The organism is Paracoccus sp. 22332, assembly GCF_052045125.1.
GTDB lineage: Bacteria > Pseudomonadota > Alphaproteobacteria > Rhodobacterales > Rhodobacteraceae > Paracoccus > Paracoccus haematequi_A.
Map to the genome: position 1 here is coordinate 65796 of NZ_JBQEOI010000003.1, position 27000 is coordinate 92795.

At 69.3% G+C, this 27000-nt stretch carries 27 protein-coding genes; 5 read left to right on the plus strand and 22 right to left on the minus strand.

What is annotated here, in order from left to right; all coding sequences use genetic code 11:
• Window positions 1-91: 91 nt before the first annotated feature.
• On the plus strand, window positions 92-901 hold the full coding sequence (locus ACTJI6_RS04285; protein ID WP_440798144.1) for a DUF4167 domain-containing protein: 810 nt from the start codon (window positions 92-94) through the stop codon (window positions 899-901).
• A 37-nt stretch (window positions 902-938) separates the two neighbouring features.
• On the opposite strand, the gene rsmA is transcribed toward ACTJI6_RS04285, so the two are convergent.
• The 6 genes from rsmA to lptF are packed head-to-tail and all read right to left on the minus strand — an operon-like array spanning window position 939 to window position 8698.
• The gene (gene rsmA / locus ACTJI6_RS04290) at window positions 939-1793 is read right to left on the minus strand and encodes a 16S rRNA (adenine(1518)-N(6)/adenine(1519)-N(6))-dimethyltransferase RsmA (protein ID WP_440798146.1); all 855 of its coding nucleotides are present in this window, start codon (window positions 1791-1793) and stop codon (window positions 939-941) included.
• Between the two features lie 40 nt (window positions 1794-1833).
• On the minus strand, window positions 1834-2802 hold the full coding sequence (gene pdxA / locus ACTJI6_RS04295; protein WP_440798148.1) for a 4-hydroxythreonine-4-phosphate dehydrogenase PdxA: 969 nt from the start codon (window positions 2800-2802) through the stop codon (window positions 1834-1836).
• Between the two features lie 8 nt (window positions 2803-2810).
• Window positions 2811-4070, minus strand: coding sequence for a peptidylprolyl isomerase (locus tag ACTJI6_RS04300; RefSeq protein WP_440798150.1), 1260 nt, complete (start codon window positions 4068-4070; stop codon window positions 2811-2813).
• 34 nt (window positions 4071-4104) lie between these two features.
• Entirely contained in the window at window positions 4105-6456 is a 2352-nt protein-coding gene (locus ACTJI6_RS04305; RefSeq protein WP_440798152.1) for an LPS-assembly protein LptD, read from the minus strand.
• An 8-nt stretch (window positions 6457-6464) separates the two neighbouring features.
• Window positions 6465-7574, minus strand: a complete 1110-nt coding sequence (gene lptG, locus ACTJI6_RS04310) for an LPS export ABC transporter permease LptG (RefSeq protein WP_440798154.1) — start codon at window positions 7572-7574, stop codon at window positions 6465-6467.
• Window positions 7571-8698, minus strand: a complete 1128-nt coding sequence (gene lptF, locus ACTJI6_RS04315) for an LPS export ABC transporter permease LptF (RefSeq protein WP_440798156.1) — start codon at window positions 8696-8698, stop codon at window positions 7571-7573. The genes lptG and lptF overlap by 4 nt, the downstream gene beginning before the upstream one ends.
• Before the next feature lie 122 nt (window positions 8699-8820).
• Here lptF and ACTJI6_RS04320 point away from each other — a divergent pair, with 122 nt between their 5' ends.
• The 4 genes from ACTJI6_RS04320 to ACTJI6_RS04335 are packed head-to-tail and all read left to right on the plus strand — an operon-like array spanning window position 8821 to window position 12698.
• Window positions 8821-10401, plus strand: a complete 1581-nt coding sequence (locus ACTJI6_RS04320) for a leucyl aminopeptidase (RefSeq protein WP_440798158.1) — start codon at window positions 8821-8823, stop codon at window positions 10399-10401.
• A 5-nt stretch (window positions 10402-10406) separates the two neighbouring features.
• Window positions 10407-10871: a DNA polymerase III subunit chi gene (locus ACTJI6_RS04325; protein ID WP_440798160.1), complete on the plus strand. Its 465-nt coding sequence runs from the start codon at window positions 10407-10409 to the stop codon at window positions 10869-10871.
• Between the two features lie 58 nt (window positions 10872-10929).
• Window positions 10930-11295 carry a hypothetical protein gene (locus tag ACTJI6_RS04330; protein WP_440798162.1) on the plus strand — a complete coding sequence of 122 codons (366 nt, stop codon included), beginning with the start codon at window positions 10930-10932 and terminating at the stop codon, window positions 11293-11295.
• Between the two features lie 56 nt (window positions 11296-11351).
• Window positions 11352-12698, plus strand: a complete 1347-nt coding sequence (locus tag ACTJI6_RS04335; RefSeq protein WP_440798164.1) for a PepSY-associated TM helix domain-containing protein — start codon at window positions 11352-11354, stop codon at window positions 12696-12698.
• 34 nt (window positions 12699-12732) lie between these two features.
• Here ACTJI6_RS04335 and ACTJI6_RS04340 read toward each other — a convergent pair whose 3' ends face one another.
• The 16 genes from ACTJI6_RS04340 to ACTJI6_RS04415 form a co-directional block, all read right to left on the minus strand.
• Window positions 12733-13257, minus strand: coding sequence for a TIGR00645 family protein (locus tag ACTJI6_RS04340; RefSeq protein WP_440798166.1), 525 nt, complete (start codon window positions 13255-13257; stop codon window positions 12733-12735).
• 62 nt (window positions 13258-13319) lie between these two features.
• Window positions 13320-14027 carry an urea ABC transporter ATP-binding subunit UrtE gene (gene urtE, locus ACTJI6_RS04345; RefSeq protein ID WP_440798168.1) on the minus strand — a complete coding sequence of 236 codons (708 nt, stop codon included), beginning with the start codon at window positions 14025-14027 and terminating at the stop codon, window positions 13320-13322.
• A 3-nt stretch (window positions 14028-14030) separates the two neighbouring features.
• A complete protein-coding gene (gene urtD / locus ACTJI6_RS04350) occupies window positions 14031-14771 on the minus strand; it encodes an urea ABC transporter ATP-binding protein UrtD (protein ID WP_440798170.1) in 741 nt (246 codons plus the stop codon).
• Entirely contained in the window at window positions 14768-15976 is a 1209-nt protein-coding gene (urtC, locus tag ACTJI6_RS04355; protein ID WP_440798172.1) for an urea ABC transporter permease subunit UrtC, read from the minus strand. The genes urtD and urtC overlap by 4 nt, the downstream gene beginning before the upstream one ends.
• Before the next feature lies 1 nt (window position 15977).
• The gene (gene urtB, locus ACTJI6_RS04360; protein WP_440798637.1) at window positions 15978-17885 is read right to left on the minus strand and encodes an urea ABC transporter permease subunit UrtB; all 1908 of its coding nucleotides are present in this window, start codon (window positions 17883-17885) and stop codon (window positions 15978-15980) included.
• A gap of 51 nt (window positions 17886-17936) precedes the next feature.
• The gene (gene urtA, locus ACTJI6_RS04365; protein ID WP_440798174.1) at window positions 17937-19220 is read right to left on the minus strand and encodes an urea ABC transporter substrate-binding protein; all 1284 of its coding nucleotides are present in this window, start codon (window positions 19218-19220) and stop codon (window positions 17937-17939) included.
• Between the two features lie 186 nt (window positions 19221-19406).
• Window positions 19407-20030, minus strand: a complete 624-nt coding sequence (gene ureG, locus ACTJI6_RS04370; protein ID WP_440798176.1) for an urease accessory protein UreG — start codon at window positions 20028-20030, stop codon at window positions 19407-19409.
• Window positions 20027-20680 carry an urease accessory protein UreF gene (locus ACTJI6_RS04375; RefSeq protein WP_440798178.1) on the minus strand — a complete coding sequence of 218 codons (654 nt, stop codon included), beginning with the start codon at window positions 20678-20680 and terminating at the stop codon, window positions 20027-20029. The genes ureG and ACTJI6_RS04375 overlap by 4 nt, the downstream gene beginning before the upstream one ends.
• Entirely contained in the window at window positions 20652-21185 is a 534-nt protein-coding gene (locus ACTJI6_RS04380; protein WP_440798180.1) for an urease accessory protein UreE, read from the minus strand. Before ACTJI6_RS04380 ends, ACTJI6_RS04375 begins: the two co-directional genes overlap by 29 nt.
• A 16-nt stretch (window positions 21186-21201) precedes the next feature.
• Window positions 21202-22887 carry an urease subunit alpha gene (gene ureC / locus ACTJI6_RS04385; RefSeq protein WP_440798181.1) on the minus strand — a complete coding sequence of 562 codons (1686 nt, stop codon included), beginning with the start codon at window positions 22885-22887 and terminating at the stop codon, window positions 21202-21204.
• Complete coding sequence (locus ACTJI6_RS04390) at window positions 22884-23189, minus strand: urease subunit beta (protein WP_440798183.1); 306 nt, start codon at window positions 23187-23189, stop codon at window positions 22884-22886. The genes ureC and ACTJI6_RS04390 overlap by 4 nt, the downstream gene beginning before the upstream one ends.
• Window positions 23190-23747, minus strand: a complete 558-nt coding sequence (locus ACTJI6_RS04395; protein WP_440798185.1) for a HupE/UreJ family protein — start codon at window positions 23745-23747, stop codon at window positions 23190-23192. It abuts the gene before it with no gap.
• Window positions 23744-24061, minus strand: a complete 318-nt coding sequence (locus ACTJI6_RS04400; RefSeq protein ID WP_440798187.1) for an urease subunit gamma — start codon at window positions 24059-24061, stop codon at window positions 23744-23746. The genes ACTJI6_RS04395 and ACTJI6_RS04400 overlap by 4 nt, the downstream gene beginning before the upstream one ends.
• Before the next feature lie 2 nt (window positions 24062-24063).
• Window positions 24064-24879 carry an urease accessory protein UreD gene (locus ACTJI6_RS04405; protein ID WP_440798189.1) on the minus strand — a complete coding sequence of 272 codons (816 nt, stop codon included), beginning with the start codon at window positions 24877-24879 and terminating at the stop codon, window positions 24064-24066.
• Window positions 24880-25009: 130 nt separating this feature from the next.
• A complete protein-coding gene (locus ACTJI6_RS04410) occupies window positions 25010-25765 on the minus strand; it encodes a GNAT family N-acetyltransferase (protein WP_440798191.1) in 756 nt (251 codons plus the stop codon).
• A 64-nt stretch (window positions 25766-25829) separates the two neighbouring features.
• A complete protein-coding gene (locus ACTJI6_RS04415) occupies window positions 25830-26888 on the minus strand; it encodes an AI-2E family transporter (protein ID WP_440798193.1) in 1059 nt (352 codons plus the stop codon).
• Window positions 26889-27000: the final 112 nt, after the last annotated feature.

The window sequence follows — 27000 nt, forward strand, 5'->3', positions numbered from 1 at the left end:
AGCGCCCTTCTTGCGCCGCCGTTGCCGCCCCCGAAGCCGTCCAGATTCCTGGAAACCCAGATCACTACTGGAACCACAAACAGACAGACTGATGAGATCATCGAAATCCCGTTCGCGCAACAAGTCGAACCGCCAGCGTACGCTGGGCAACATCGTCAACCGCGTCTTCGACAGCTCTGGCCCCGAGGGCAAGGTGCGCGGGACGCCCCAGCAGATCATCGAGAAATACCTGGCCCTGGCCCGCGACGCGCAACTGTCCGGCGACCGCGTGGCCGAGCAGTCGTTCCTGCAACATGCCGAGCATTACACCCGAATGCTGGGCGAGGCGCAGAAGGAAATGGCCGAGCGCCAGCAGTTCCACCAGCCCCGGCAGGACGGAGATGAGGGACGCGAGGCCCAGCCGAACGGCAATAGCGGTCCTCAGCCCCGCGACGACAACGCGCGCGACGGCAATGCCCGCGACAATGGCAACGGGCGCGACCATAACCGGCGCGACAACGGCCATCGCGACCATGCCAACCGCGATGGCGGCAATCGCGACACGGGTCATCGTGATGGGGGCAATCGCGACGGGGGCGCCCGTGAGGGGCTTCGCGAACAGCCCCGGCCTGAACCCGTGGCCGAGGTTCAAGAGGAGCTTCCCACCCCGCCGCATCCCGAACCCGTGATGGACGCCCCGTCCGAAGGGCTGCCGGATGCCGTCGCCACCTCGTCGGACGAAACCGCCGGTCCGGTCGAAACGCCCGAGGCCGCAGCCCCCAAGCCCGCCCGCAGCCGCGCCCCGCGCGCGCCGCGCGCCGAGAAACCGGCGGCCCAGACGGCCACGCCCCGCCCCCGCCGCCGCAAGGCCCCGGACGGCGAAGCGAAGGCCCAGGAAACGCCCGCAGTCGGCGAGGAATGACGGAACAAGGCCGTGGGCTGTCAGCCAGCGGCCTTGTTCAATGCGCCTGCCGCGCCTCTTGGACGGCGCGGGCCAGGGCGCAGAACCGTTCCAGGTCGATCTCCTCGGCCCGTGCGGTGGGGGGGATCCCCGCCAGATCCAGCAATGATTCGATCTGCGGATGCAGCCCCCGCAGCGAGGCGCGCAGCATCTTGCGCCGCTGGTTGAAGGCCGCCGCCGTGACCTGCGACAAGACGCCTGGGTCGGCGGGATAGCGCGGCGCGGGCAGGGCGGTCATCTGGACCACCGCGGAATGCACCTTGGGCGCGGGCACGAAAGCCTCGGGCGGCAGAGTCATGACGATCCGCGCATCGGCCCGCCATTGCGCCAGCAGCGCCAAGCGGCCATAGGCCTTGCCGCCGGGGGCGGCGACGATCCGCTCGGCCACTTCCTTCTGGAACATCAGCGTCAGCGACTGCCAGAAGGGCGGCCAGTCGGGGGGCGTCAGCCAGCGGATCAGCAGTTCCGTCCCGACATTATAGGGCAGGTTCGCGGCGATGCGGATCGGCGGGGTCAGATGCGCCAGCGGGTCGATCTGCAAGGCGTCGCCATGGATCACCGTCAGGCGGCCGGGATAGCGGTCGGCGATCTCCTGCAAGGCGGGCAGGGCGCGGGCGTCCTTTTCGATGGCCAGCACATGGCGCGCGCCTTCGGCCAGCAGGCCGCGCGTCAACCCGCCGGGGCCGGGACCGATCTCCAGCACGTCGCACTGCGTCATGTCGCCCGCCTGCCGGGCGATCTTGGCGGTCAGGTTCAGATCCAGAAGGAAATTCTGGCCCAACTGCTTCTTGGCGCGCAGGTCATGGCGCGCGATCACCTCGCGCAGGGGGGGCAGGTTGTCGATGGTGCTCATCGTGGCGCGGTCGAATGGGTATTTGGGCAAAGAAGAAGCATCACGGGCGCGCCGCCGCCATGTCGCGGGCCATGCGCAGGGCGGCGATGGTCGAGGCGGGATTGGCGAGACCCTTGCCCGCGATGTCGAAGGCCGTGCCGTGGTCGGGCGAGGTGCGGATGAAGGGCAGGCCCAGCGTCACGTTCACACCGCCGTCGAAATCCAGCGTCTTGATCGGAATCAGCGCCTGGTCGTGATAGGCGCAGACTGCCGCGTCGTATCGCGCGCGAGCCGGGGTGTGGAACATCGTGTCGGCGGGCAGGGGGCCGGCCAGGTCCATGCCTTCGCCGCGCAGCCGGTTCAGCAGGGGGGCGATGCGTTCGCTTTCCTGGCGGCCCATTGTGCCGCCTTCGCCCGCATGGGGGTTCAGGCCCGCCACGGCGATGCGGGGGGCCGGAATGCCGAAATCGCGGATCAGCGCGGCATGGGTGATGCGGATCGCGTCCTCAAGCGCGGCATCGGTCAGCGCGGTGGGCACGTCCTGCAAGGGGATGTGGATGGTCGCGGGGACCACACGGCAGGGCGGGGTCACTGTGGTCGAGGCCAGCATCATCGCCACCGGCACGTCCCCGGCCAGATGGGCCAGGTATTCGGTATGGCCGGGAAAGGCGAAGGCCGCGCCTTCCTTCAGCGCCTGCTTGTTGATCGGCAGGGTGCAGATCGCCGCCGCCCGGCCCTGCATCGCCAGGCCGACGGCGCGGGCGATGACCTCGATCACCCCCGCCGCATTGGCGGGATCGGGGCGGCCGGGCGTGGCGGGGGCGGCGAAGTCGTGGCGCATGACCGGCAGATGGCCTGCGGGCACCGGATCGCCGGGGGCGGCGATTTCGGTGAAGGCTGTGCCGGGCGGCAGGTGGCGCGGATCGCCCATCCAGGCGAAGTCTATGCCGGAGGCCAGCGCCAAGGGTGCCAGTTCTGGCCCCACGCCTGCCGGTTCGCCGCAGGTCAGGATGATGCGGCCCGCAGCCATGGCGCCGGTCACGGGCGGCGGATGATGGCGTCGGCGCGCAGCTCGGCCAGATAGGCCTCGGCTGCGGCATTGGCCCTGCGGTTGAAGATCTCGTCGCGCACGGCCTCGCGGGTCGGCAGGGCGTCGGCATTGGGCACCGCGGCCTCGACCCCGTCTTCGGGCAGGGCGGTGGTGGGAACCTCGGCCATGTCGGCGACCAGGGCGGGCTGGCGCGAACACAGCATCACCAGATCGGCGGCGTTGCCGTAATCGACCACGCCGGTTTCGTCGCGGTCCAGGGTCGCCAGGCGTTGCGCGACCAGCGTGGGGATCGCGCCCTGCGGTACGGTCTGGCGCTGCACCTGCCCCGCCTGCGTGCCCGCCTGGATGTAGAGGTCGTCGCAGGACCGTGTGCGCGCGCCCAGCGTCGCCGCATCCGCGGCGCTGGGCAGCCGCAGGGTCGCATAGTCGATCACCTGGTCGGTCGCGCCGGGGCGCAGCGTGCCCTGGCTGTCGCGCAGGTGGAACAGCACCACCGCGCCCTCGACCGTCAGCGGCTGGGTCGTCTGGCCCGGTTGCAGCGCGGTGATGATCGGACGCAGGCTGGGGGGCAGGTTGTCAATGTTGACCCAGGCCAGCCGCCCGCCCGACTGCGCCGATTCGGCGGCGGAATATTGCCGCGCCGCATCCTCGAACTGGTCCGAGGACAGATTCGCCCCGGCGATCTGGCGCCCCAGGTTCAGCGCCTGCTGTTCCTGGCCCGGCGGGGCGGGAATGATCAGTTCGGAAATCAGCACCCGCGACAGGATCGGCGTTTCGACCTGGCGGCGCAATTCCTGATCGACCTCGGCGTCCGAGACCTTGATGCGCGGCACCACGCGTTCGCGGATCACCGACCGCCAGACCAGGCCCGCGCTGACGAAATCGCGATAGGCCTGCGGCTCGACGCCGGCGTTTTCCAGGGCGGCGGTGAATTCGGCGGCCGACAGGCCCGCGCGGCTGGCGAATTCCTCCAGTCCGTTTTGCAGGCCCTGCTCGGTCGGGACGATGCCAAGCTGGCGGGCGGCATGATTGCGCAGCCGGTCGTCGATCAGCGCCTGCTGGGCCTCCTGTTCCGTGGTGCCCGGCGCGCCCAGGATCTGCATGAACTTCTGGCGCTGCTGCACCTCGTAGCGGGTGATGGCGGCATTGTTGATGTAGACCACCGGCTCGAACAGGCCCTGCGCCAGGACCGGCGTCGATGCCGCGAGGGTCGCCGCCAAGGCGAGGCCGGAAAGGAAATGCCGCATCTGCTGCCCCATAGGTTCGTTTCTTGGCGCGAGATTAGCGCAAGCAGGACCGGCGCGCCACCGTGCCTGGCAAGTCTTCCTGCATTCCGAACCCGCCCAGCCGGACCGACAGGCCCAGGCTGGTTTCCGGGCGCACGCTGTCCGAACTGGTGAACCGGCGCGAGACGCCCATCTCGACCGTCAGGCATTCGTTGCGATAAGTCAGATCCAGCGACGCCCGTTGCGCCTTGTCAGCGTCGAAATCATAGCGGGTTTCGGCATTGCCCCACCAGCCGTCGCGGATCTGCCAGCCGATATTGGCGACCAGCTCGCTGATCTCGGGCCGTTCCGGTTCCTGCGCGTCGCCGTCCAGCCACAGATGGCCCGCCGACAGTTGCAGGTCGGGCCGCAGCCAGCCCAGCCGCAATTCGTTGCGCGACAGATCCAGGCCGTCGTCGAACAGCGCCCGGTTCGCCAGGGCAAGTCCAGTGCCGCTGTCGTACTGCGCCGCGACCAGCCAGTCGGATCGGGTGGACGACAGGGCCGATCCGGGCGGAAAGGCCCGTTCGGGATCGGCGCGCAGGACGCGGCCGCCGGTCAGGGCCAGCGACCAGCCGGTCGGGTCGATCCGCGTCCAGGTCACGCCCAGATTGGCGCGCAGCCCCCCTTCGCGGGCGTCCCAGCCGGGAAAGCGGTTGTCGGAGAACAGGTTGCCTTCGTCGAATTCGATCAGGCGGCTGTCCTCGTTCGGGATGTCGTCGTCGGTGCCGGACGGGGAATACAGGATCTGCGCCACCGGCTCGACCAGATGGGTCGCGCCACCGCCGCCGCCGATAAGGGGCCAGCGCAATTCGACGCCCAGCATCGGATCGACGCGGGCCACCAGGTCGTCATAATCGCTGTCCTGGGCGATGCGATAGATGTCGGCGTCGATCCCGGCCAGTGCGGCGCCGACCACGCCGCCAGGCAGGATCTCGCTGCGGCGCCAGTCCAGCCCGACCGAGGCGCGGGCCATGTCGCGCCCCTCCCGGTCCTGATCCGAAGGGCGGCGATGCGCATGGACCGACCATTCCAGAAGCGCCTGCCCGCCGACATAGCCGGGGGTGAAGCGGCGCTGCCAGATCACGTCGGCCACCTGCGCGGGCGAGGTGCTGTTGTCTTCGTCGTCGCGCAGCGAGTGGTAATTGCCGACCCGCCCGAAGAACAGCTTGTCGCGGGTCACGCGGTCCAGGGTAAAGCCGCTCCACAGCCGGTCGGCCTCGGTGATGTCATAGTCCAGCAGATAGCCCCGGTCCGATGCGGTCTGCACCTGCACCCCCAGGCGATAGCCGCGCGGCAGGTCGATCAGCGCGTTGCCGAACAGATAGCCGCGCGTTTCGCCGGGCTGGATGTCGTCGCGGCTGATGGCGCCGTTCCATTCGGTCACGGCATTCGACCAGGCCTGACGGTACCGCAGTTCCAGCGTCCGCGTCCGGCTGGCCGAGAGATAGGGCGTGATCGTCACGTCGGCATGGTCGCCCATGGTGACGAAATAGGGCAGCTTGATCCCGAACCCCAGACCCGAGGTGGTGCGGAATTCCGGCCGCAGGACGCCGCTGCGCCGTTCCACCGTCGGATCGGGCGCGGTCACGGCGAAGGGCGCGGCGGCCAGCGGCACGCCGAAGGCGCGGAATTGCGGATGGTCGAAGGTCAGCAGCCGGGTTTCGGCGTCATGGGTGATCGTCCGGGCGCGGATCTCCCACAGGGGGGTGGGTTCGCTGGCGCAGATCTGGCAGCTTGAGGCGACGACCTGGCGCAGGGTGGTGGTGCGACCGTTGCCGGTCCGCGTCAGTTCGGTCGCGGCCAGCTGCAATTCGCGGGCCAGCACCAGCCGGGCGCCGCGGATGATGCCGTCCTGCAATTCGCGGTCAAGCTGGCCGCTGTCGGCGATCAGCACGGCCTCGGCATCGGGGTCCGCCGCGCCGGGGCGGGACAGGTGGATCGGCCCTTCGATGGTCAGGCTGCCGGACGGCCCGTCCACGACGATGCGCGACGCCACCAGCCGGGCGCCCTGATACCAGACCACGACGCCCCCCGCCGCGATCAGCGTCCGGTCGCCTTGCAGGACCATGCTGTCGGCCAGCACCGTGGCCGCGTCATCGGCGGGGCCGTCCATCGGGCGGGCGGGCAGGGTCACGTCGGCATCGGGGGCTACGGCCTGCAAGGATGCGGCGCCGGGGGTGCGGTCGCCCAGGATGCTGTTGCCCAGGGGCGCGGCGGTCGGGGCCAGCGCGGCCTCGTCGTTCCAGCGGAAGGGGCCCGGCCCGCCAAGGCTGCCCGCGCCCAGACCCGGATCGCCGGTCAGCATCGTCTGGCCAAGCGCCATGCCCGGCAGCAGCATCAACAGGGCGGCGAAGCTATTGCGCATGGCGGGTGTCATCCATCTTCTCGGGCCAGGATCAGCGCCATGGCCAGCAGCCCGCCGACCAGCGGCGGCGTCCATCCTGCAAGCCAGGGCGGCACCTGCCCGTTATCGCCCAGAACCTGCGCCAGATTGCGCAGGAAGAACAGCCCGATCCCCGCGCCGAAGGCCATCAGCACCGCGCCGCCGGTGTTGCGGCCCCGGACATGCTGCATGGTGAAGGCGGCGGCGATCAGCACCATGGCGCCCATCAGGAAGGGCCGGGCCAGTTCCATCTGCAACCAGACCCTGTGGCGCGCCGCCGAAAAGCCCGCCCGTTCCAGGCCCGCGATGAAGCCCGGCAACTGCCAGACCGGCACCGCCTCGGGGCGGCCGAAGCCTTCGCGGATGCGCTGCGCGGTCAGGTCCGACGCCAGATCCAGCCGGGGGGCCGATGTGGCGGCGGCCTGGGGATTGGGTTCGGACAGGGGATAGTCGCGGATGTCGGACAATTCCCAATGGCCGGGCACCAGCCGGGCCTCGCGCGCCTCGATCCGGCGGACCGGACCCCGGGCTTCGTCGAAGACCATGAAGGTCGCGTCGTAAAGCGTCGTCGCGTCGGGGCTGGCGCGGCGCGCGCGGATCACGATCTGGCCCGATTCCTGGGAATCCTCGATCACGGCCTGGCGCAGCCAGACGGCGCTGTCGCCGACCGAGACGGTCTGGCGGCTGTCGCTTTCGATCCGGGCCACGGCCTCGTCATAGCGGGCGCCCGTCACCGCCACCAGCGGATTCAGGAAGGCCACCGTCAGCGCGCCGACCAGGACGGCCGCGACGGCGGGCGCGGTCACGACCTTCAGCGCCGACCGCCCCGACGCGCGGATCGCCACCATCTCCGACGTGCGCGCCAGGTTCAGAAACAGCGCGATCCCCGCCAGCACCGTCAGCAGCGGCAGGATCGAATAGAAGCTGGAGGCGACGTTCAGCCCCGCCAGCCCCAAGGCGCCCGCCAGGCCGATGTCGCGGTCCGAAAAGCGGCGGATCATCTCGATCATGTCGATCAGCAGCAGGATCAGCAGGAACACCCCGGCGATCGTGACGAAGGACCGCAGGAAGCGGCGCGCGACATAGCGGGCCAGGATCATGCCGCAGCCCCCCGGTCCTTCAGGCGGCGCGGCCTGCCGGCCAGCCACAGCAGCCCGCAGCACATCACCGCCCCCACCGCCGCCGGCAGATAAAGCAGCGGCCACAGCGTCGGGTCGCGCCCCGCCTGGTCGGCCGCGGCATTGGTCAGGAACTGCACCACGATCAGCGCCAGGACCGCCCATAGGATCTGCCGCCAGACGCCAAAGCGCGAATAGCCGCCGACCAGCAGCGTGGCGAAGCCGATCATCGCCGCGATGGGCGACAGCAGCGGCTGGGCGATCCGCTCGTGCGCCTCGCGCCGGGCGTCGGGGGCCGAGGCGCCGGTCGCGGCCAGCAGCCCGGCATCGGGGTTCAGCAGCCGCAGGGTGCCGTAATCGCGCAGGTCGCGGCCCTTCCGGCCGCCGCCGGTCAGCAGGGCGCCGATGTCATAGCTGAATTCCTGGAATCGCGTGACCGCCAGCGACTGCCGGTCGCCCGACTGGCGCAGGTTCTGCGACATGCCGCGCAGCAGGATCAGCACCGGCCCGGTTTCGGCGCGCACGACCAAGGCTTCCTCGGAGGTGTAGATCATCTGGTTGGCGGGATCGCGCGCATCCTCGATGAACAGATCCAGCAGGCGGCCGTCGGCGGCGATGGCGCGGATGAACAGGGTGATGCCGTCGGCCGGATACTGGAAGCTGCCGGGGCGCAGGAACTGTTCGGTCACGTCCTGGGCCAGCTCGGCCTGCCGGTCGGCCAGCCGGGCGCGGGCCATCGGCACAAGGCCGTGGACCAGCACCGCCACCATCAGTCCCACGAAGACGCCGAAGACCAGCACCGGCCGCGCCAGCCGCCAGGGCGACAGCCCCGCCGCCTGCATCGCCACCAGCTCCGATTCCCCGGACATGCGGTTGGTGCCATAGGCCGTCGCCGCGAAGGCCGCGACCGGCAGCACGACCGAGATCACCAGCGGCAGCGTCAGCGCCGTGAATTCCAGCACCACAAGCGCGGTCTGCCCGTTGCCCAGAAGGTCGTCGAACAGGCTGACGGCCCGGTTGATCCAATAGACCGACACCAGCACCAGGGCGAAGAACCCGAACAGGGTCAGCAATTGGCCAAGGATATAGCGGTCGATCCGGGGCATGTCGCGGCGTTTGTCCTTGGGGCATGGCGGGCGGCGGTCACGTCTTGCTTAGCGTCACGGGCGGCTCTGGAAAAGGGTGCGCGGGGCGTCTAGGCTTTCATCCGCAGAATGATGAGGACGCCATGACCCACCCCGTCGAAATCACCTTCACCGAAACCGCCGCCGACCGGCTGGCCGGGCACCAGGGCCGCGTGGCGATCCTCGTCACGCCGGGCGCCGACCTGCCGCCGGGCCTGCCGGACGCGGCGCTTGCGGCGGCGCGGCGGGCGATGGAATCGAAGGCGGGCCGCGCGCTGAAGCCCGGCGCGGCGCTGGAACTGGCCTTCCCGGCGGGAATGCAGGCCGATGCGCTGACCCTGGTGGCGCTGCCCGACGACGCGACCATAGCCCAGGCGCGCAAGGCGGGCGCGGCCATCGGCGCCAAGCTGGGCCGCGCCCATACGCTGGTCTTGGCGGGCGCGCACCCGCTGGCGAACGAGGTGGCCCTGGGCATCGCGCTGCGCGGATACGACTTTTCCGTCTATCAGACCAAGCCGGTCGAGGGCGACGGCGAGGCAGGCGCCGACCCGATCCCGCAAAGCATCACGCGCGGGGCCGACAATGCCGTGCTGGCCGATGCCCAGGCCGACAGCGCGCCCGAAACCCCGGACGAGCCTGTCAGCGAAAAGGCCCGCGTCACCTTCATGGCCGCCGATCCCGAAGCCCTGGCGAAATCCGCCCAGGACGCCGCAGCCGTGGCCGAGGGCGTGTTCTTCACCCGCGATCTGGTCAACGAACCCGCCAACGTCCTGACCACCACCGATTTCGCCGACCGCCTGAAGGCCATGGAGGAGATCGGCCTGACGGTCGAGGTGTTGGAGGAGGACCAGCTTGCCGAACTGGGGATGCGCGCGCTGCTGGCCGTGGGGCAGGGGTCGGAAAGCCCTTCGAAGGTCGTGGTGATGCGCTGGAACGGCGGCGGCGATCAGGCGCCCCTGGCCCTGGTGGGCAAGGGCGTGGTCTTCGACACCGGCGGCATTTCCATCAAGCCCGCGGCAGGGATGGAGGAGATGACCATGGACATGGGCGGCGCGGGCGTCGTGGCGGGCGTGATGCGCACGCTGGCGCTGCGCCGGGCTAAGGCCAATGTGGTCGGGCTGGTGGGGCTGGTGGAAAACATGCCCGACGGCAAGGCGCAGCGTCCCGGCGACATCGTACGTTCCATGAAGGGCGACACGATCGAGGTCATCAACACCGATGCCGAGGGGCGCCTGGTTCTGGCCGACGTGCTGTGGTACGCGCAGACGCGCTTAAATCCGTCCGCCGTGATCGATCTGGCGACCCTGACCGGGGCGGTCATCATCGCGCTTGGCCACGACAATGCAGGCGTCTTCGCCAATGACGACGCGCTGGCCGATCACATCCTGGCCGCCGCGAAAGCGGAAGGCGAGGGCGCCTGGCGCCTGCCGCTGGGCCAGCCCTATGACAAGCTGATCAAGTCGCGGCTGGCGGACATGAAGAACACCGGCGGCCGCGCGGCGGGGTCGATCACGGCGGCGCAGTTCCTGCAACGCTTCATCCGCAAGAACACTCCTTGGGCGCATATCGACATCGCGGGCGTGGCCCTGCCGCCCGCAGCCACCGACCTGGCCCCCAAGGGGGCGACCGGCTGGGGCGTGATGACGCTGGATCGCCTGATCCGCGACCGATACGAGGCGAAATAGCCCCGGTGGGCAACGCGCTGTTCTATCACCTGACCCGCTCGCCCGCCGAAAGCCTTTTGCCGGTCCTGATCGGCAAGTCGCTGGCGGCAGGCTGGCATGTGGAACTGCGCGGCACCGATCCCGCGCGGATGGAGCGGTTGGATCTGCACCTGTGGCAGGGCGACGGCTTCCTGCCGCACGGATTGGCGGGCGGGCCGCATGACGCGCGCCAGCCCGTGCTGCTGACGCTGGCGGGACAGATGGGGGCAGGGCAGGCGGCGGCGAACGGTCCCGCCTGCCTGATGGCGCTGGACGGGGCCGAGGTCGCGCCGACCGAGATCGCGGGGCTTGAACGCGCCTGCATCATCTTCGACGGCGGCGACACGGCGGCCACCGCGCGCGCCCGCGACCAATGGCGTGCGCTGACCGGCGCGGGCGTCGCCGCCGAATACTGGTCCGAGGAATCGGGCCGCTGGGAACGCAAGCGATAGGCTGCTGCGGCAAAATGCGGCTTGCGCGCCGCCCGGTGGTTCTGGCATCGCTGTCGCCATGCGCCGCCGCCTGCAACCCAGCCTCGCCAGACTGGCCGCCATCGGCCTGATGCTTGCCGTCCTCGCGGCGGGCCTGGACGCGCGTCCCGTCCCGTCCGAGATGGAGCTGCGGCTGGAAGCCTGGGCGATGGCCGGACTGTCGATGGACGACCTGTGCGCCGACCATGGCACGACCGGCGCGCACAAGGCGCACTGCCCGCTGTGCACCCTGGGGGGGACGCCGGGCCTGCCGCCCGCCGCCGCCGATCTGCGCGACGCCGAACAGCGCATCCTGGCCCGCATCGTCCTGCCGCAGATCCGCCGGGCGGCCGGACATGCGCGCGATCCCGCCGTTCCGAAGCGCGGCCCCCCGCAACTGATCTGAATCAAAGCCGCGCCGCTCCGCAGGCGGCAAAAGCCACCGTCTTTCAGATCGAGCCAATGCCACAGATCACCATTCCCGGGCGGGCCGATGCCGCCCGCACCTCGCTGCGTCCGTTCCTGCTGCGGATGCACTTCTATATCGGGCTGTTCGTCGGCCCCTTCATCTTCGTCGCGGCCCTGACCGGGCTTCTGTATGTGCTGACGCCGCAGATCGAATCGGTGCTGTATCGCGGTGCGCTGTATACCGACAGCACCGGCCCGGCCCGCAGCCTGGCCGATCAGGCCCTGGCCGCGCGCGATGCGCTGGGCGCCGATCTTGCGGTCTCGGCCGTTCGCCCCGCGCCCGCACCGGGCATGACGACGCGGATCATGTTTTCCGACCCGGCGCTTGGCGAATCGGAAAACCGCACGCTGTTCGTCGATCCCGCCACGCTGGAGATCCGGGGTGACCTGACCACCTATGGCACCAGCGGCATCCTGCCGTTCCGCATCACGCTGGATTATCTGCACCGCAACATGCTGATGGGCAATGCCGGGCGCTATTACAGCGAGCTTGCGGCCTCCTGGCTGTGGGTGGCGGTGCTGGGCGGCATCGCGCTGTGGGCGACCGGACCGCGCAAGCGCCGCGCGCTGTCCGCGATGCCCGCCCCGCAGCGACGCCGCTGGCTGCACGGGACCATCGGCGTCACGCTGTCGGTCGTGCTGCTGTTCATTTCGGCCACAGGACTGACCTGGTCGCAGCAGGGCGGCGCGCGGTTCCAGGCGCTGCAGGATCAGCTTGGCTGGAACACGCCCTCGGCCAGTGCGGCCCTGGCCGGTCCGGTGGTCGCTGCGTCCGAACACGGCGATCACGGCGCCCATATGCACCACGACCCCGCCGCGCGAGAGGATCGGCTGGACCAGCTTGATGCCGTGGCCTCTGCCGCCCACGCGGGCGGCATCGATTCCCCGATGATGGAGATCCGCCTTCCCAAGCCCGAACAGGCCTGGGTGGTGCGCGAATACGACCGAAGCTGGCCCACCCAGGTCGATACCGTCGCGATCCATCCCGACACCATGCAGATCACCAGCCGCGCCGATTTCGCGACCTTCACGCTGATCCCCAAGCTGATCCGCTGGGGCATCGACGCGCATATGGGAATCCTGTTCGGGGTGCCCAACCAGATCCTGATGGCCCTGGTGGCGGCGGGGCTGATGGTGATGATCGTTTACGGTTACCGGATGTGGTGGACCCGCCGTCCGGCGGCCGGCGAGCCTTTGTCCGACACCTGGCGCCGCCTGCCCGCTGCGCAACGCGCGCTGTGGCTGGCCCTGGCCGTCGGCCTTGGCTGGGCGCTGCCGGTGCTGGGCGTCAGCCTGGCGGGGTTCGTCGTCATCGACCTGCTGCGGTCGCGGATGGCGTGACATGGGGCGCGGGCCGATCCCGGCCCGCGTCCCGTCAGTCGGCAGGATAGGGTTTCTTCTTGCGCCCCTTGGCGTTGCTGGCGATCCAGTCCATCGCCGCCAGCAACACGCCCGACACGACGAAGACCATGTGGATCACCACCATCCAACGGATATGATCCGGGGTGTATTTCGCCACATCCATGAACACCTTGAGCAGGTGGATCCCCGAGATCGCCACGATCGAGGCGATCAGCTTCAGCTTCAGCCCGGAAAAATCCACCTCTCCCTGCCATTCAGGGCGGTCGCGTTCCTGGTCCAGATCCATCCGGCTGACGAAGTTCTCGTATCCCGAAAAGATCACGATCATCAGCAGGTTCGCCGCCAGGCTGAGGTCGATCAGCGCCAGCACCCCCAGGATGGCGTCGTTGACCGTCATCACCGGGACGATCAGCAGGAACTTCCACAACTCGACCAGGAAGACCCAGACCAGGATCGCCAGGGCGCCCGCCAGGCCCAGATACATGGGCGCCATCATCCAGCGGCTTGCAAACAGGCTGCGTTCGATCAGGCGTTCCATCGTCGTCTCCGAAAAAATCTTGTTTCGGCAGGCTATAGACGGGCGATGCGACCGTTGTAAGGCTATGCCGCCGCGTGACCGGCCAGCCGGGCGTGCAGGTCGGCGCGGCGCAGGCTGGCCTTGGCGCCCTGCATGACGGCGCGGCCGCGTTCCAGAACCAGGAAATCGTCGCCCAGATCCCAGGCGAAGTCGAAATACTGTTCGACCAGCACGATGGCCATGTCGCCCCGGTCGCGCAGCGCGGCGATGACGCGGCCGATCTGGGCGATGATGTTGGGCTGGATCCCCTCGGTCGGTTCGTCCAGCAGCAGGATGCGGGGTTTCGTAATCAGCGCGCGGGCGATGGCAAGCTGCTGCTGCTGGCCGCCGGACAGGTCGCCGCCGCGCCGCTGCGCCATTTCCGCTAGCACGGGGAAGCTGTCGAAGATCTCGTCGGGGATGCGGCGGTCGGCGCGGGGCAGGCAGGCGAAGCCGGTTTCCATGTTCTCGCGCACGCTCAGCATCGGAAAGATCGCCCGGCCCTGCGGGACATAGCCCACGCCAAGCCGGGCCATCTGCTGCGCGCTCACCCGGCCCAGTTCGCGCCCGTCCAGCCGGATCGTCCCGCCCGACCGGGGATGCCGCCCGGCCAGCAGCGCTATCAGCGAGGTCTTGCCCACGCCGTTGTTGCCCATCACGCAGGTCACGCTGCCGGCGCGGGCGGTGATGTCGATGCCGTGCAGGATCTGGCTTCCGCCGTAATGCAGGGTCAGGTTCGTGGCTTCCAGCATTTCTCAGCGCCCCAGATAGACTTCGATCACGTCGGGATTGCGGGTCACATGGTCCAGCGACCCCTCGGCCAGCACCGACCCCTGGTGCAGCACCGTCACCTTGCAGTTCAAACGGCGCACGAAATCCATGTCGTGTTCCACCACCACCACCGCGCGGGACTGCGCCAGCCGGACCAGCAGCGCCGTGGTCTGCTCGCGTTCCGCCAGCGTCATCCCGGCGGCGGGTTCGTCGACCAGCAGCAGGCGGGGTTCCTGGGCCAGCAGCATCCCGATCTCCAGCCATTGCTTCTGGCCGTGCGACAATTCCCCGGCCTTGCGCGCGATCTGCGGGGCAAGGCCCACTTCCGAGGCCAGTTCGGCCACGCGGGCCTGCGACTCTGCCGAGGGCCGCCAGCCCAGCACCGCGAAGGGGCTTCGCTTGGCCTTCAGCGCCATGGTCAGGTTGTCGGCGACGGTCTGATCCTCGAAGACGGTGGGGCGCTGGAACTTGCGGCCGATGCCCTCGCGGGCGATCTGTGCCTCGTTCATGCGCAGCAGGGATTTCGGCGGCGTCCCGAAGGTCACGTCGCCCGCGTCGGGGCGGGTCTTGCCGGTCACGATGTCCATGAAGGTGGTCTTGCCCGCGCCGTTGGGGCCGATCACCGCGCGCAGTTCCGCATCGCCGATGTTGAAGGACAGGTTGTTGATGGCCCGGAAGCCGTCGAAGCTGACGGAAATGCTGTCCACCTCAAGCAGCGCGCTCATGCCTGGGCCTCCTTGGCCTGCGGTTCGGGGGCGGGGACGCGGCGCGGCGGGGACAGGCGGTCGAAGAGGCCCGCGATGCCCTTGGGCGCGAACAGCGTGACCAGCACGAAACCCAGGCCAAGCGCCACCTGCCACCAGTCGACCCAGTTGACGGTATAGCCGGGCAGGTGGATCGCGGGCGCCCGCCCGCCGGTGAACCAGCTTGACAGCAGCGACACGACCACCGCGCCGATGATCGCGCCATACAGCCGCCCGCGCCCGCCGATGGCGACCCAGACCGCCAGATAGATCGAGGCGATGGGCATCAGTTCCGCCGGGTTGATGATCCCCGCCTGCGGGTAGTACAGCGCCCCGGCGACGGCGGTCAGCATCGCGGCCAGGGTGAAGACCGCCAGCTTGAAGCCCTCGACCGGGTAGCCCAGGAAGCGGACGCGGGTCTCGTCGTCGCGGATGGCGCGGATCACGCTGCCGAACTTGCCGCTGACCACCCAGGCGGCCAGCACATAGGCCAGCCCGAGTGCGGCGGCCGAGGCCCAGAGGAACCAGACCGACAGGGTGGCCTGATCGATCCCGTCCAGGCCGGGAATGTTCTGCAAGCCCGACAGACCGTTATTGCCGCGAAAGCCGCTGTCGTTCTGGAACAGCCACAGCGCCAGGGCCAGGGTCATCGCCTGGGTCAGGATCGACAGATAGACGCCGTTCACGCGGCTGCGGAAGGCCAGCCATCCGAAGACCAGGGCCAGCAGCCCCGGCACCGCCACGACCAGCAGCAGTTGCAGGGGCAGCGAATGGGCGAAGGACCAGACCAGCGGCAGGTCTGACGATCCGACCACGCCGAAGATCTGGTTGGCGACGCCCTCCTGCAACTCGGCGGGCGTGGGCGGGATCGGGTTGCCCGCCATGCTGGCGGCGACGATGGCTTCGGTGCGCGCATACATCAGCCATTGCCCGATCAGATAGCCGCCAAGCGCGAAGAACGCCATCTGCCCCAGCGACAGGATCCCCAGGTATCCCCAGACCAGATCCATGGCCACGGCGGCAAGCGCCAGGCACAGCGTCTTGCCCAGCACCTTGACCATGGATGTGGGAATCGCGCCGGTGCCGTAGGCCGCGCTGAGGGCCGTGACCGCGACCGTGAACAGGGCCAGCACCGCCAGCACGACCAGGATCGAGGGGTTGCGCAGGATGAAGGGTTTGCGGGTCATGTCACGCCTCGGCTGCGCGGCCGCGCTGCGGGATGATGCCGCGCGGACGGAACTGGATGAAGATCACGATGAACAGGATCATGAAGGTCTGCGCCGCCAGCGTGTTCGAGGGATTGAAGAACTCGATCACCTTGGACAGCCCGCCGATCAGCGCGGCCCCCGCCAGCGTGCCCCAGATATTGCCGACCCCGCCCACGACCACGGTCATGAAGCTTTGCACGATATACTGCTGGCCCAGTTCCGACGTGACCTGCGCGAACAGCCCGATGGCCACGCCCGCGATGCCCGCGATGCCGGACCCCAAGCCGAATGTCATCATGGCGATGCGGTCGGGGTTGATGCCCATGCTGGCCGACATGCCGGGGTTCTGGGTGACGGCGCGGACCTCCAGCCCCAGGCGGGTGCGCTTCATGATGAACAGGAACAGGCCCAGGAACAGCAGGGCCAGAACAAAGATCGCCACCCGGATCGACGAAATCGAGATCACGTCGTTGATCGTGATCGAACCCTCCAGCCAGGCGGGGGCGGTCAGCGGCCGGGCCTGGGTGCCGAAGATGTTTTTGGCAAGCTGTTGCAGCGCGATGGACACGCCGAAAGTGGCCAGCAGCGTTTCCAGCGGGCGATTCGCCAGATGCCGGATGACAAGGCGATAAAGCGCCACCCCGGCCCCGAAGGTCACGGCGAAGGCGGCGGGAAGCGCCACGACCAGCGACAGCGTGCGGTCGGCGATCAGGGTCTGGGTGACATAGCCGGTATAGGCGCCCATCATGATGAATTCGCCATGCGCCATGTTGATGATGCGCATCACGCCGAAGGTGATCGCCAGCCCGATTGCCGCCAGGAAATAGATCGAGGCCAGCGACAGCGCGTCCAGCCCCAAGTCGATGCCGGTCATCGCCGCCAGCCGCACCTGCGCGCGCCGTTCGGCGGCGCGGGCGGCGTCGGTCACGGCGGCGTCGGCTTCGGCATAGACCTCGAAGAAGCGGTTGGCGGCAAGCGCGGCCTCGGCCTCGGCATCGGTGGCGGCCGGCGGAACGGCGCCCGCAGCCTCCAGCGCCTCATAGGCGCGGTCGCGGGCGGCGGGGTCGGAAAGGTCGGCGACCGGGATGCCGCCGACCGTGCCGTTCACGATGTTCGCGGCCAAGGCGTTTCGGTGATCGGCGGGGGTCAGGCGCGGTTGCAGCGTGCCGTTCGCGGTCAGCAGGGCAATCGCCGCTTCCCTTGGAAAGTCGCCGCCGATGGTCAGTTCGCGGGCGATATTGGCCTGGGGTTCGCTGGCCGAGGCGACGCGCGTCACCGCAAGCAGCGGGTTCAGCGCCGCGCGGAAATCGAGGCCCACATCGCCCGCCATGCTGTCGATGGCCGCGACGCGGGCGGCGGGATCGGGATCGAAGCGGATCGCCAGCAGGTTCGTCGCCCGTTCGCGCTGCGCCGCAAGGGCCGGGTCGGATTCGGCGGGGGCTGCGCGCAGGGCGGCCAGATGCTCGGCGGTGCCGTCGCGGGCGATGGAGGCCAGGGCGGCCGCGCGGCGGGCGGGGTCGGGGCTGGAAATCTCGCCCGCGACAAGGGCGGATTCGATGACGCCGCGGACGCCGGAATTGGGGCGCAGCATCTTCGGATCGGCGTCGGGCACCGCCGCGCCGGTGACGGCATCGCGGGCGCTGTCGCCGTCCACGATCAGCAGCCGCCCGTCATCCGTCACGCCAAGCGCGCGGCCAGCCCAGGCGGACAGCAGCGCCAGCCCCTCGGGTCCGGTGGCGGCGATTTCGGCAACCAGGGGTTCCACCGTCTTGCGCGAGGGTTTCTCGATCTGATCCAGGTTGTCGGCAATAACTGCTTCCAGCGCGGGGTTCGCGCTTGCAGGCATCGCCAGGCACAAGGTCAGGACAAGGGCGATCAGCGGGCGGATCATGGGCGCGTTCCCGGAAAAAAAGGGGGCGGCGGACCGCCCCCGAAAGGGTCAATAGTTCGACTGGACCTGCACGCAGCTGTTGGTTTCTGTGTTGAACATGCCGCAGTCCTTGCCCGGCCAATCGGCGTCCAGCTTGGCCGATTCCGGCAGGAAGTCGGTCCAGGCGTCGCCCGGCACCGGCTCGGTCTGGCTGACGATGTCGAACTGTCCGTCCTCGCGGATCTCTCCGATCAGGACCGGCTTGGTCAGGTGGTGGTTCGGCAGGACCGTGGCGGTGCCGCCGGTCAGGTTCGGAACCTCGACGCCCACGATGGCGTCCAGAACAGGATCCACATCGGTGGTCCCGGCCTTTTCGACGGCGGCGACCCAGGCGTTGAAGCCGATCATCGTGGCCTCCATCGGGTCGTTGGTCACGCGCTTGTCGTCGCCGATGAACGTCTTCCATTCCTCGATGAAGGCGGTGTTGGCGTCGGACTCGGCGCTCTGGAAATAGTTCCAGGCGGCCAGATGCCCGACCAGGTTGGTCGTATCCAGACCCGCCAGTTCCTCCTCGCCCACCGAAAAGGCCATGACAGGGATGTCGTCGGCGCTGACGCCTGCCGCCGCCAGTTCCTTGTAGAAGCCGACATTGGCGTCGCCGTTGATGGTGGACACCACGCCCACCTTCTTGCCGTCCGCGCCAAGCGCCACCACGTCGGCCACGATCTTGGACCAGTCCGAATGGCCGAAGGGGGTATAGTTGACGAAGATGTCGCCTTCCGCCACGCCCTTGCCTTTCAGATAGGCGTCCAGGATGTTGTTCGTGGTGCGCGGGTAAACATAGTCGGTGCCCAGCAGCGCCCATTTCTCGACGCCCAGTTCCTCGGCCATGTAATCGACCGCCGGGATCGCCTGCTGGTTCGGCGCGGCGCCGGTATAGATCACGTTCTTGGACGATTCCTCGCCCTCATACTGCACCGGATAGAACAGCAGCCCGTTCAGTTCCTCGATCACCGGCAGGACGGATTTGCGGCTGACCGAGGTCCAGCAGCCGAAGATCGCGTCCACGTCGCTGACGGTCAGCAGTTCGCGGGCCTTTTCCGCGAACAGCGGCCAGTCGGAGGCCGGGTCCACCACGACGGCCTCGATGGGACGGCCCAGCAGCCCGCCCTTGGCATTCTGCTGTTCGACCATCATCAGGACCGTGTCCTTCAGCGTGGTTTCCGAAATCGCCATGGTGCCCGACAGCGAATGCAGCACCCCGATCTTGATCGGTTCGCCTTCCTGCGCCATCACGCCCGTTGCCAATGCCATGGCGGTGGTCAGCGCCAGCAGCGTCGAGAGTTTCTTCATCATCACCTTCCCCGGCCGTTCGGCCCTGTGTCCCTGTTGTTCGGTGAAGGCAGAGGGCCTTCGCAGGTGCAGCAAGCCGGGTTTTCGGCGGGCTGAACAGGTTTTGGGCAGGTTGGGGGCAGGGGATGCGGAAAGTGGCTGCGGCGCGGGCAGGATACCGGGCACCTGCCTTCCGCGCGGGCAGAGTCAGGCCGGGCGGGGCTGCAAACCGCCCTGATCGACCAGGAAATCGACGATCTGGTCCAAGCCCCCGCCGTGGCGCAGTTGCGCCATGACCACCGGGCGGGCACCGCGCGCGGTCCGCGCATCGCTTTCCAGCAGCGCCGCGTCCACGCCGACATGCGGGGCGAGGTCGGTCTTGTTCACCACCAGCAGGTCGGACCGCGCGAGGCCCGGCCCGCGCTTGCGGGGAATGTCCTGGCCCGCCGCCGTGTCGATCACATAGATCGTCAGATCCGCCAGTTCCGGCGAAAAGGTCGCGGCCAGGTTGTCGCCGCCCGATTCGATCAGCACCAGATCCAGGTCGGGAAAGGCCTCGTTCAGGTCGGCGATGGCGGCCAGGTTGATGCTGGCGTCCTCGCGGATGGCGGTATGGGGGCAGCCGCCGGTCTCGACCCCCCGGATGCGCTCGGCGGGCAGGACCTGGGCGCGCATCAGCGCCTCGGCATCCTCGCGGGTATAGACGTCGTTGGTGACGACCGCCATCGACAGGCGGGGGGCCAGGGCGCGGGCCAGCTGTTCGGTCAGCGTGGTCTTGCCCGCGCCGACAGGGCCGCCGATGCCGACGCGAAGGGGACCGTGGTTGCTCATGATCGGAATATCCTGACGGGCATGGTTTCGTGGCGCATGGCGGCGATATCCGCGCCCCCGGCGCTGCTGGCAAGGTCGTCCTGGGTCGCGCTGGCGGCGCGGACAGCGGCGGCAAGAATAGCGGATTGCAGCGCGGCCAGCATCCGCTGCCCTTCGACCGGGCCAAGCGGCAGGAAGCGAACGGCGGCGCTGATCAGGGCGGCGGCCTGGGCTTGCAGGAAGGCCGCGATGATTTCCGGGTGCGGCAGGGCCATGTCGGCGCAGGCGCGGCCGAAGGCTATCGGCAGCGTGGCGGCGGGCTGCGGCCGGCCCGTCAGGGCGGTGACATTGGCGGCAAAGGCTGTGCCCTGTTCCACCGTTTCCGCCAGACGCTGGCTGGTCAGGCAAGCCGCGCGGGCCAGATCGTCAAGCGCCGCGTGATCGACGGCGCGCAGGGACAGGGCCACCAGCACCGCGTCAGTCCAGCCCGCGCCGCGATCCAGCCAGTCGGCCAGCCATTGAGGCAGCGCGGCGCGGGTGACGAGGCCCGCGTCCATCGCGTATTCAAGGCCCTGCGACCAGGCGAAGCCGCCGACCGGAAAGGCGGGCGACAGGTATTGCGCCAGCCGCAGCCGCGCGATTTCAGGCGGCGTGATTGTCGGGCAGGTCATTCTTGGCGACAAGCGTGGGCGCGGGGCTGGCGTGGCCGTGCCCGTGGTCATGGTCGTGCCCGTGGTCTGGCCCGTGATCGTGGCCGAAGGTCCGGCCGTGGCCATAGGCGCCGCCTTCCGGTCGGAAGGGCAGTTCCTTGTGGCAGATATCCGCACCCAGCTTGCGCAGCATCGCCTCCAGCACATGGTCCTGGCGGATGATCAGGCGGTCGGCCTCGATCCGGCAGGGGGTGTGGCGGTTGCCGATATGCCAGGCAAGCCGCGCCAGATGGCCGCGAATCACCATCACGGGTTCGGGCTTGGCGCGGACCACGATCTGGCGACCGTCCGACAGTTCGAACGCGTCGCCGTCTTCAAGGCTGGTGGTTTCCGGCAGGTCCACCAGGAAATCGCCGGCGCTGCTGGCCAGCTTGCGGCGCCGCAGCAGGCGGCCTTCGTAATCCAGCGAGACCTCGCCGTCGAACGGCGCGGGGGCGTTGCGGATGATGCTGGTGGCGGTGATCATGACTTGGTCCTCCCTCTTAGAAGAGGAAATAGCGTTGGGCCATCGGCAGTTCCGTCGCTGGCTCGCAAGTTAACAAAACACCATCGGCGCGGACCTCGTAGGTTTCGGGATCGACCTCGATCGCGGGCATGGCGCGATTCAGTTCCATGTCGGCCTTGCCGATGGCCCGCGTGTTCTCGACGGCGATCAGGGTCTTGTGCAGGCCGTCCCCCGCCCCGTTTTCCAGCCCGGCCTTCGAGACGAACAGCGCCGAGGCACGGCCGGTATGGCCCCACATCGGGCGGCTGAAGATCGGCTGGACGGGAATGGAGCCGTTGGGATCGCCCATCTGCGCCACGCTGATCTGGCCGCCGACCAGGACCATCTCGGGCTTGACGCCGAAGAAGGCGGGCGACCACAGGACCAGATCGGCGCGCTTGCCGGGGGCGATGCTGCCGATATGGGCGCTGACGCCATGGGCGATGGCCGGGTTGATCGTGTATTTCGCGATGTATCGCCGGGCGCGCAGATTGTCGTTCTGGCCCTGCTCTTCGGGCAGGCGGCCGCGCTGGCGGCGCATCTTGTCGGCGGTCTGCCAGGTGCGGATGATGACCTCTCCGATCCGGCCCATCGCCTGGCTGTCGGACGAGATCACCGAAAACGCGCCCAGATCGTGCAGGATGTCCTCGGCCGCGATGGTTTCGCGGCGGATGCGGGATTCGGCGAAGGCCACGTCCTCGGGGACGCGGCGGTCGAGGTGGTGGCACACCATCAGCATGTCGAGATGTTCCTCGATGGTGTTGCCGGTATAGGGGCGCGTCGGGTTGGTCGATGAGGGCAGCACGTTCGCCATGCCGACCATGCGGATGATGTCGGGGGCGTGCCCGCCGCCCGCGCCCTCGGTATGATAGGCGTGGATGGTGCGGCCCGCGATGGCGGCCATCGTATCCTCGACAAAGCCCGATTCGTTCAGCGTGTCGGTGTGGATCATCACCTGCACATCCATCGCGTCGGCCACGGTCAGGCAGCAATCGATGGCGGCGGGGGTGGTGCCCCAATCCTCGTGCAGCTTCAGCGCGCAGGCGCCCGCGCGGATCTGTTCCTCCAGCGGGGCCGCGACCGAGGCGTTGCCCTTGCCCGCGATGCCGATATTGACGGGCAGGTCGGCGCAGGCCTCCATCATCCGGGCGATGTGCCAGGGACCGGGGGTGCAGGTGGTGGCCAGCGTGCCATGCGCGGGGCCGGTGCCGCCGCCCAACAAGGTGGTGACGCCGGAATGCAGCGCGTGGTCCACCTGCTGCGGGCAGATGTAGTGGATATGGCAGTCGAAGCCGCCGGGGGTGAGGATCCGCCCTTCGCCCGCGATGATCTCGGTGCCGGGACCGATGACAAGGGTCACGCCCGGCTGGGTGTCGGGATTGCCCGCCTTGCCCACCCCCGCGATGCGCCCGTCGCGCAGGCCCACATCCGCCTTGGTGATGCCTTGGTGGTCGAACACCACGACGCCGGTGATGACCGTATCCATCGCGCCATCCGCGCGCGTTACCTGGGACTGGCCCATGCCGTCGCGCACGACCTTGCCGCCGCCGAACTTCACCTCCTCGCCGGGAATGGTCAGGTCGCGCTCGACCTCGATCAGCAATTCGGTATCGGCCAGGCGGATACGGTCGCCGGTCGTGGGACCATATAGCGCGGCGTAATCGGCACGGGACAGCCGGGTCATAGCGCGCCCATCACGTCTTTGCGGAAGCCTTGCACGACCCGGTTGCCCGCGAAGGGGATCAGCCGGATCTCGCGCGACTGGCCCGGCTCGAAGCGGACGGCGGTGCCTGCGGGGATCGACAGGCGCATCCCGCGCGCCGCCGCGCGGTCGAAGCGCAGGGCCGGGTTGGTTTCGGCGAAATGATAATGGCTGCCGACCTGGATTGGGCGGTCGCCGGTATTGGCGACCATCATCGTGACCGGATCTCGGCCTTCGTTCAGGGTGATCTCGCCTGGGACGGGAAGGATCTCTCCGGGGATCATTCAGCCCACCATCGCCAGCACAAGACCCGCCGCCGCAGTGCCGCCGCCCAGGCCGCGCAGCAGCGCGCCGTTCTGCGCGGCCTTGCCGAGCGCGATCCCCGCCAGGTGCAGCGCCATCGTCGCCACCGCGAAGCCGACCGCATAAAGGGCCAGGCCCTGCGCCGGGCCTTCGGCGCCATGCGCCCAGCCATGGGCGAAGCCGAAGACCCCCACGCCCGGAAGCAGCACCGCCAGCGGCAGGCGCGCGGCCATCGCGACAAGCGCGCCCAGGATGATGACGGAAGCAAGGATCATCGGCTCGACCCCCGGAAAGGCCAGTCCGGCGTAACCGGCCAGCCCGCCCGCGATCATGCTGCCGACGAAGGCCAAGGGCAGCGCCCAGAGCGCGCGGCCGCCGATCTGCGCGGCCAGCAGGCCAAGGGCCACCATCGCCAGCAGATGGTCGGCGCCGCCGATCGGATGGGTCAGGCCCGACAGGAACTGGCCGTCGTCGTGATGGCCGGGATGGGCCAGGGCGGCCTGCGGCAGAAGAAGGGCGGCAAGGGCAAGTCGTTTCATGCGGGGGCCTCGTGGCGGATCGGGTGGTGGACGGTGACAAGCTTGGTGCCATCGGGAAAGGTGGCCTCGACCTGCACCGATTCGATCATGGCGGGGACGCCGGACAGGCATTGGTCGGCGGTGATAACATGCGCGCCCGCCTGCATCAGGTCGGCGACGCTGCGGCCGTCGCGCGCGCCCTCGACCACGAAATCGGTGATCAGGGCGATGGCCTCGGGATGGTTCAGCTTGACGCCGCGGGCCAGCCGGTTGCGCGCGACCATCGCGGCGACCGAGACCAGCAGCTTTTCGCGCTCTCGCGGGGTAAGGTTCATCGTCAGACCTGCCAGACACGGGGAAGGGGATCGGGGCGAAGGACGGTCAGCAGCCGGTGGATCTGGCGTCGCAGCGGCCAGTTGTCCCGCGCCAAGAGCCGGATCACCAGCCGCCCCGGCGGGGCGCTGGCGGCGCCGGTGACGCTGGGTTCGTCCAAGGCGGCGCGGGCCGGGGCCAGCAGGTCGGGCGCCTGCGGGGCGATCATCGCCAGCGTCGCCAGGGCGCGCGCCCCGCCCAGCAGCGCCGGGCCGTCCAGCCGGGGCAGCGCCGCATCGTCAAGCGCCATCGCGTCGTGGTGGACGATCCGGCCCGCCTGCCGCACTATGCGGCGGTCGCGCAGGTGCAGGCGGCGGGGATGTTCGCCCATCGCCAGCCGTCCCAGCACGACCGTCTCCAGCAGCAGGCAGCCCGCGCCGGGGGCCAGATCCACGACCGTCTCGCGCTGCAGCCGGGCGCCGTCGAACAGGATGGTCTCTTGCGGCAGCCAGTCCAGCCAGCCGTTTTCGCCGACCGCCAGGCCGACCCGCGCCTGTGCCGGATCGCCTTCGGCGCGATAGGCCCGCTCGGCCGTCTGCGTCGTCGCCAGGGCGCGGGTGCCCGCGCGCAGCGTCGCTGCGAAGGACAGGCGGTCCCCGGAGGCCAGCCCGCCCGAGGTGTTCAGGAACACGATCTGCGGCAGGCCCTGCGTGATGCGGGGCAGCATCGCCTTGGCCGATCCCGATTGCGCCAGATCGACCAGCCCGCGCGGCCCCATGACCACATGCGCGGAGCCTGCGCTGCGCTGAAGGACCGGCATGGGGGCGGTTGCGTCGAACATGATCCGAAGGGGCGGCCCGCCGCCGGAAAGGTCAATCGCGGCCCGGTCGGGTCAGGCCCGGCAATTCCGCTTCAGGGATCGTTTTGCCCATGACGCGGGCGGATCGCCGAAAAGACGGGCAGTTTGGGGATCAAAGTGCCGCCGTTCGCAGCAACCGGCGCCGGGCGGGCGGGATCGCCCCGATCTCGACCCCGGTGAAGACATGCATGGTGCGCAGGGCGGAATCCACGACCGCGTGGTCGCTGACCCAGCCGCCGAGCGCCAGATAGCTGCGCAGCAGCGGCGGCATGGCGGCCATGGCGCGCCGGGGATCGGGCTGGCCGGGCAGCAAGGCGCGGGTCAGGCGGAAGACATGGGGGGCCTTGATGCGCGGCCACCAGCGGCGCGGGGCCAGGTGGCGCGCCTGAAGCATGGCGAAGGCGTCGGCGTGATCCGCAGGCTCGGTCCCGACGAAGCTGGAACAGCCGAACAGCATCTGCGCGCCGCCATCGTCGACGATCCGCGTCAGCGCCGCCCAGGCCAGGCGGACGATGTCGGGATCGCGGACCGACGGGTGGATGCAGAACCGCCCGACCTCGATCATGGGCGCGTCAAAGGATTCCAGCGCGGCCAGATCGTAGAACTGCGCGGAATAGCTGCGCCCGATCTCGTGCCCGCCCGCCAGGGGCAGGAAGCGAAGGCAGCAGACAAGCCGGCCGGTCGCCGCCTCGGTAATCAGGATGTGGCTGCAATCCGCGTCCAGGGCGTCGGATTCCAGCTGCGCGCCGTCCTCGCCCTCGGCGCTGCGGGCGATGAAGCACAGCCACCGCAGCCGCTGCGCCGCGCGCAGGTCGTCGGGCGAAGCGGCCAGGCGCACCAGGTAGCGGCCCTTGCGGAATGGCGTCATGATGCAGCCCCGGATCAGCGACGACCGCCTTATAGCGCATCTTCGTAAACGGGCTATGAAAAGTTCAGTCCTCCTGCCGGTCGCCCAGCACGTCCTCGATATAGATGCGCTTGATCAGGATGATCGCCACCAGCAGCAGGGGCGTCGCCAGGACGATGCCCGCGAAGCCGAACAGGCTGCCGAAGGCCAGAATCGCAAGCACCGTCAGCGCGGGCGGCAGGTCGGCGGCAAAGCGCTGGATCAGGGGCATCAGCAGGTTCCCCTCGACCTGCTGGACGACGACGAACAGAAGCGCCACATAGATCGCCATGTCGAAGCCCTGGGTCAGCGCGAACAGCACCGCCGGGATCCCCGACAGGAACGGACCGACCACCGGGATGATGTTGGTCAGCCCCGCGATCAGCCCCAGCACCAGGGCCAGCGGCACCCCCAGCAGCCACAGCCCCAGCCCCGTGGCCAGCGCCACCGCCGCCATGTCCAGCGCCTGCCCGCCCATCCAGCGGCCCAGGGCGCGGCCCAGTTCATCCGCGATGGCCCGCGCCCGCGCCCGATAGGACAGCGGCACCAGCCGCAGCGCGCCGCCGCGATACATCGGCGCATCCAGCGCCAGGAAGATCGCCACCGTCAGCATCAGCACCCCGTTGGCGACGCTGCCCATGACCGTGTTCAGCGTTCCGGTGACATAGCTGAACAGCGTGGGCAGGCTGCCCGTCGGCGACCCCCCGCCCGATTGCGAGGCGTTTTCCATCCGTCTCTCCAGGAACTGTCCGACCGAACTGTCCGACAGCCAGCCGCTGATCTGGTCCCAGGCGGAGGGCAGGCTGCCGATCAGTTGGCGGAACTGCTCCGAGATGGCAGGCCCCGCCCAGGCCACCACCCCCGCCACCGCCAGCGCCGCCGCCACGGCGGTCAGCAGCACCCCCGGCTTGAAGCCGATGCCGATCAGCCGGTTCAGCGCCGACGCGCCGCCGCGCAGGGCGATGGCGATCAGGATCGCGGCGAAGCCCAGCAGCAGCACGGTCGACCATTGCCAGGCCGCCGCCAGCAGCAGCACCGTGGCAAAGACGGCCGCGATGGGACCGGGCCGCAGCCGGGGCCGGGGGGACAGGGGGATGTCGGTCATGCGCGCGCCTTTCCGTGGTTCGCGCCCATCATGCCCCCGCCTTGCCCGCGGATGCCATCCCTGATAACCGGGCGCGGATTTCAGCATCGGGCGGGGCTGGCCCGCCTGCCAC

What these genes read in the sequence shown, in the direction of transcription:
- ACTJI6_RS04415 (WP_440798193.1), bottom strand. Translation starts at nt 26,888, where the DNA reads ATGACCGACATCCCCCTGTCCCCCCGGCCCCGGCTGCGGCCCGGTCCC.
- ureC (WP_440798181.1), bottom strand. Translation starts at nt 22,887, where the DNA reads ATGACCCGGCTGTCCCGTGCCGATTACGCCGCGCTATATGGTCCCACG.
- ACTJI6_RS04375 (WP_440798178.1), bottom strand. Translation starts at nt 20,680, where the DNA reads ATGACCTGCCCGACAATCACGCCGCCTGAAATCGCGCGGCTGCGGCTG.
- ACTJI6_RS04405 (WP_440798189.1), bottom strand. Translation starts at nt 24,879, where the DNA reads ATGTTCGACGCAACCGCCCCCATGCCGGTCCTTCAGCGCAGCGCAGGC.
- urtD (WP_440798170.1), bottom strand. Translation starts at nt 14,771, where the DNA reads ATGAGCGCGCTGCTTGAGGTGGACAGCATTTCCGTCAGCTTCGACGGC.
- ureG (WP_440798176.1), bottom strand. Translation starts at nt 20,030, where the DNA reads ATGAGCAACCACGGTCCCCTTCGCGTCGGCATCGGCGGCCCTGTCGGC.
- urtC (WP_440798172.1), bottom strand. Translation starts at nt 15,976, where the DNA reads ATGACCCGCAAACCCTTCATCCTGCGCAACCCCTCGATCCTGGTCGTG.
- urtE (WP_440798168.1), bottom strand. Translation starts at nt 14,027, where the DNA reads ATGCTGGAAGCCACGAACCTGACCCTGCATTACGGCGGAAGCCAGATC.
- ACTJI6_RS04335 (WP_440798164.1), top strand. Translation starts at nt 11,352, where the DNA reads ATGCCACAGATCACCATTCCCGGGCGGGCCGATGCCGCCCGCACCTCG.
- ACTJI6_RS04400 (WP_440798187.1), bottom strand. Translation starts at nt 24,061, where the DNA reads ATGAACCTTACCCCGCGAGAGCGCGAAAAGCTGCTGGTCTCGGTCGCC.
- lptG (WP_440798154.1), bottom strand. Translation starts at nt 7,574, where the DNA reads ATGATCCTGGCCCGCTATGTCGCGCGCCGCTTCCTGCGGTCCTTCGTC.
- ACTJI6_RS04300 (WP_440798150.1), bottom strand. Translation starts at nt 4,070, where the DNA reads ATGCGGCATTTCCTTTCCGGCCTCGCCTTGGCGGCGACCCTCGCGGCA.
- ACTJI6_RS04380 (WP_440798180.1), bottom strand. Translation starts at nt 21,185, where the DNA reads ATGATCACCGCCACCAGCATCATCCGCAACGCCCCCGCGCCGTTCGAC.
- ACTJI6_RS04305 (WP_440798152.1), bottom strand. Translation starts at nt 6,456, where the DNA reads ATGCGCAATAGCTTCGCCGCCCTGTTGATGCTGCTGCCGGGCATGGCG.
- urtA (WP_440798174.1), bottom strand. Translation starts at nt 19,220, where the DNA reads ATGAAGAAACTCTCGACGCTGCTGGCGCTGACCACCGCCATGGCATTG.
- ACTJI6_RS04320 (WP_440798158.1), top strand. Translation starts at nt 8,821, where the DNA reads ATGACCCACCCCGTCGAAATCACCTTCACCGAAACCGCCGCCGACCGG.
- ACTJI6_RS04340 (WP_440798166.1), bottom strand. Translation starts at nt 13,257, where the DNA reads ATGGAACGCCTGATCGAACGCAGCCTGTTTGCAAGCCGCTGGATGATG.
- lptF (WP_440798156.1), bottom strand. Translation starts at nt 8,698, where the DNA reads ATGCCCCGGATCGACCGCTATATCCTTGGCCAATTGCTGACCCTGTTC.
- ACTJI6_RS04285 (WP_440798144.1), top strand. Translation starts at nt 92, where the DNA reads ATGAGATCATCGAAATCCCGTTCGCGCAACAAGTCGAACCGCCAGCGT.
- ACTJI6_RS04395 (WP_440798185.1), bottom strand. Translation starts at nt 23,747, where the DNA reads ATGAAACGACTTGCCCTTGCCGCCCTTCTTCTGCCGCAGGCCGCCCTG.
- ACTJI6_RS04410 (WP_440798191.1), bottom strand. Translation starts at nt 25,765, where the DNA reads ATGACGCCATTCCGCAAGGGCCGCTACCTGGTGCGCCTGGCCGCTTCG.
- ACTJI6_RS04330 (WP_440798162.1), top strand. Translation starts at nt 10,930, where the DNA reads ATGCGCCGCCGCCTGCAACCCAGCCTCGCCAGACTGGCCGCCATCGGC.
- ACTJI6_RS04390 (WP_440798183.1), bottom strand. Translation starts at nt 23,189, where the DNA reads ATGATCCCCGGAGAGATCCTTCCCGTCCCAGGCGAGATCACCCTGAAC.
- rsmA (WP_440798146.1), bottom strand. Translation starts at nt 1,793, where the DNA reads ATGAGCACCATCGACAACCTGCCCCCCCTGCGCGAGGTGATCGCGCGC.
- pdxA (WP_440798148.1), bottom strand. Translation starts at nt 2,802, where the DNA reads ATGGCTGCGGGCCGCATCATCCTGACCTGCGGCGAACCGGCAGGCGTG.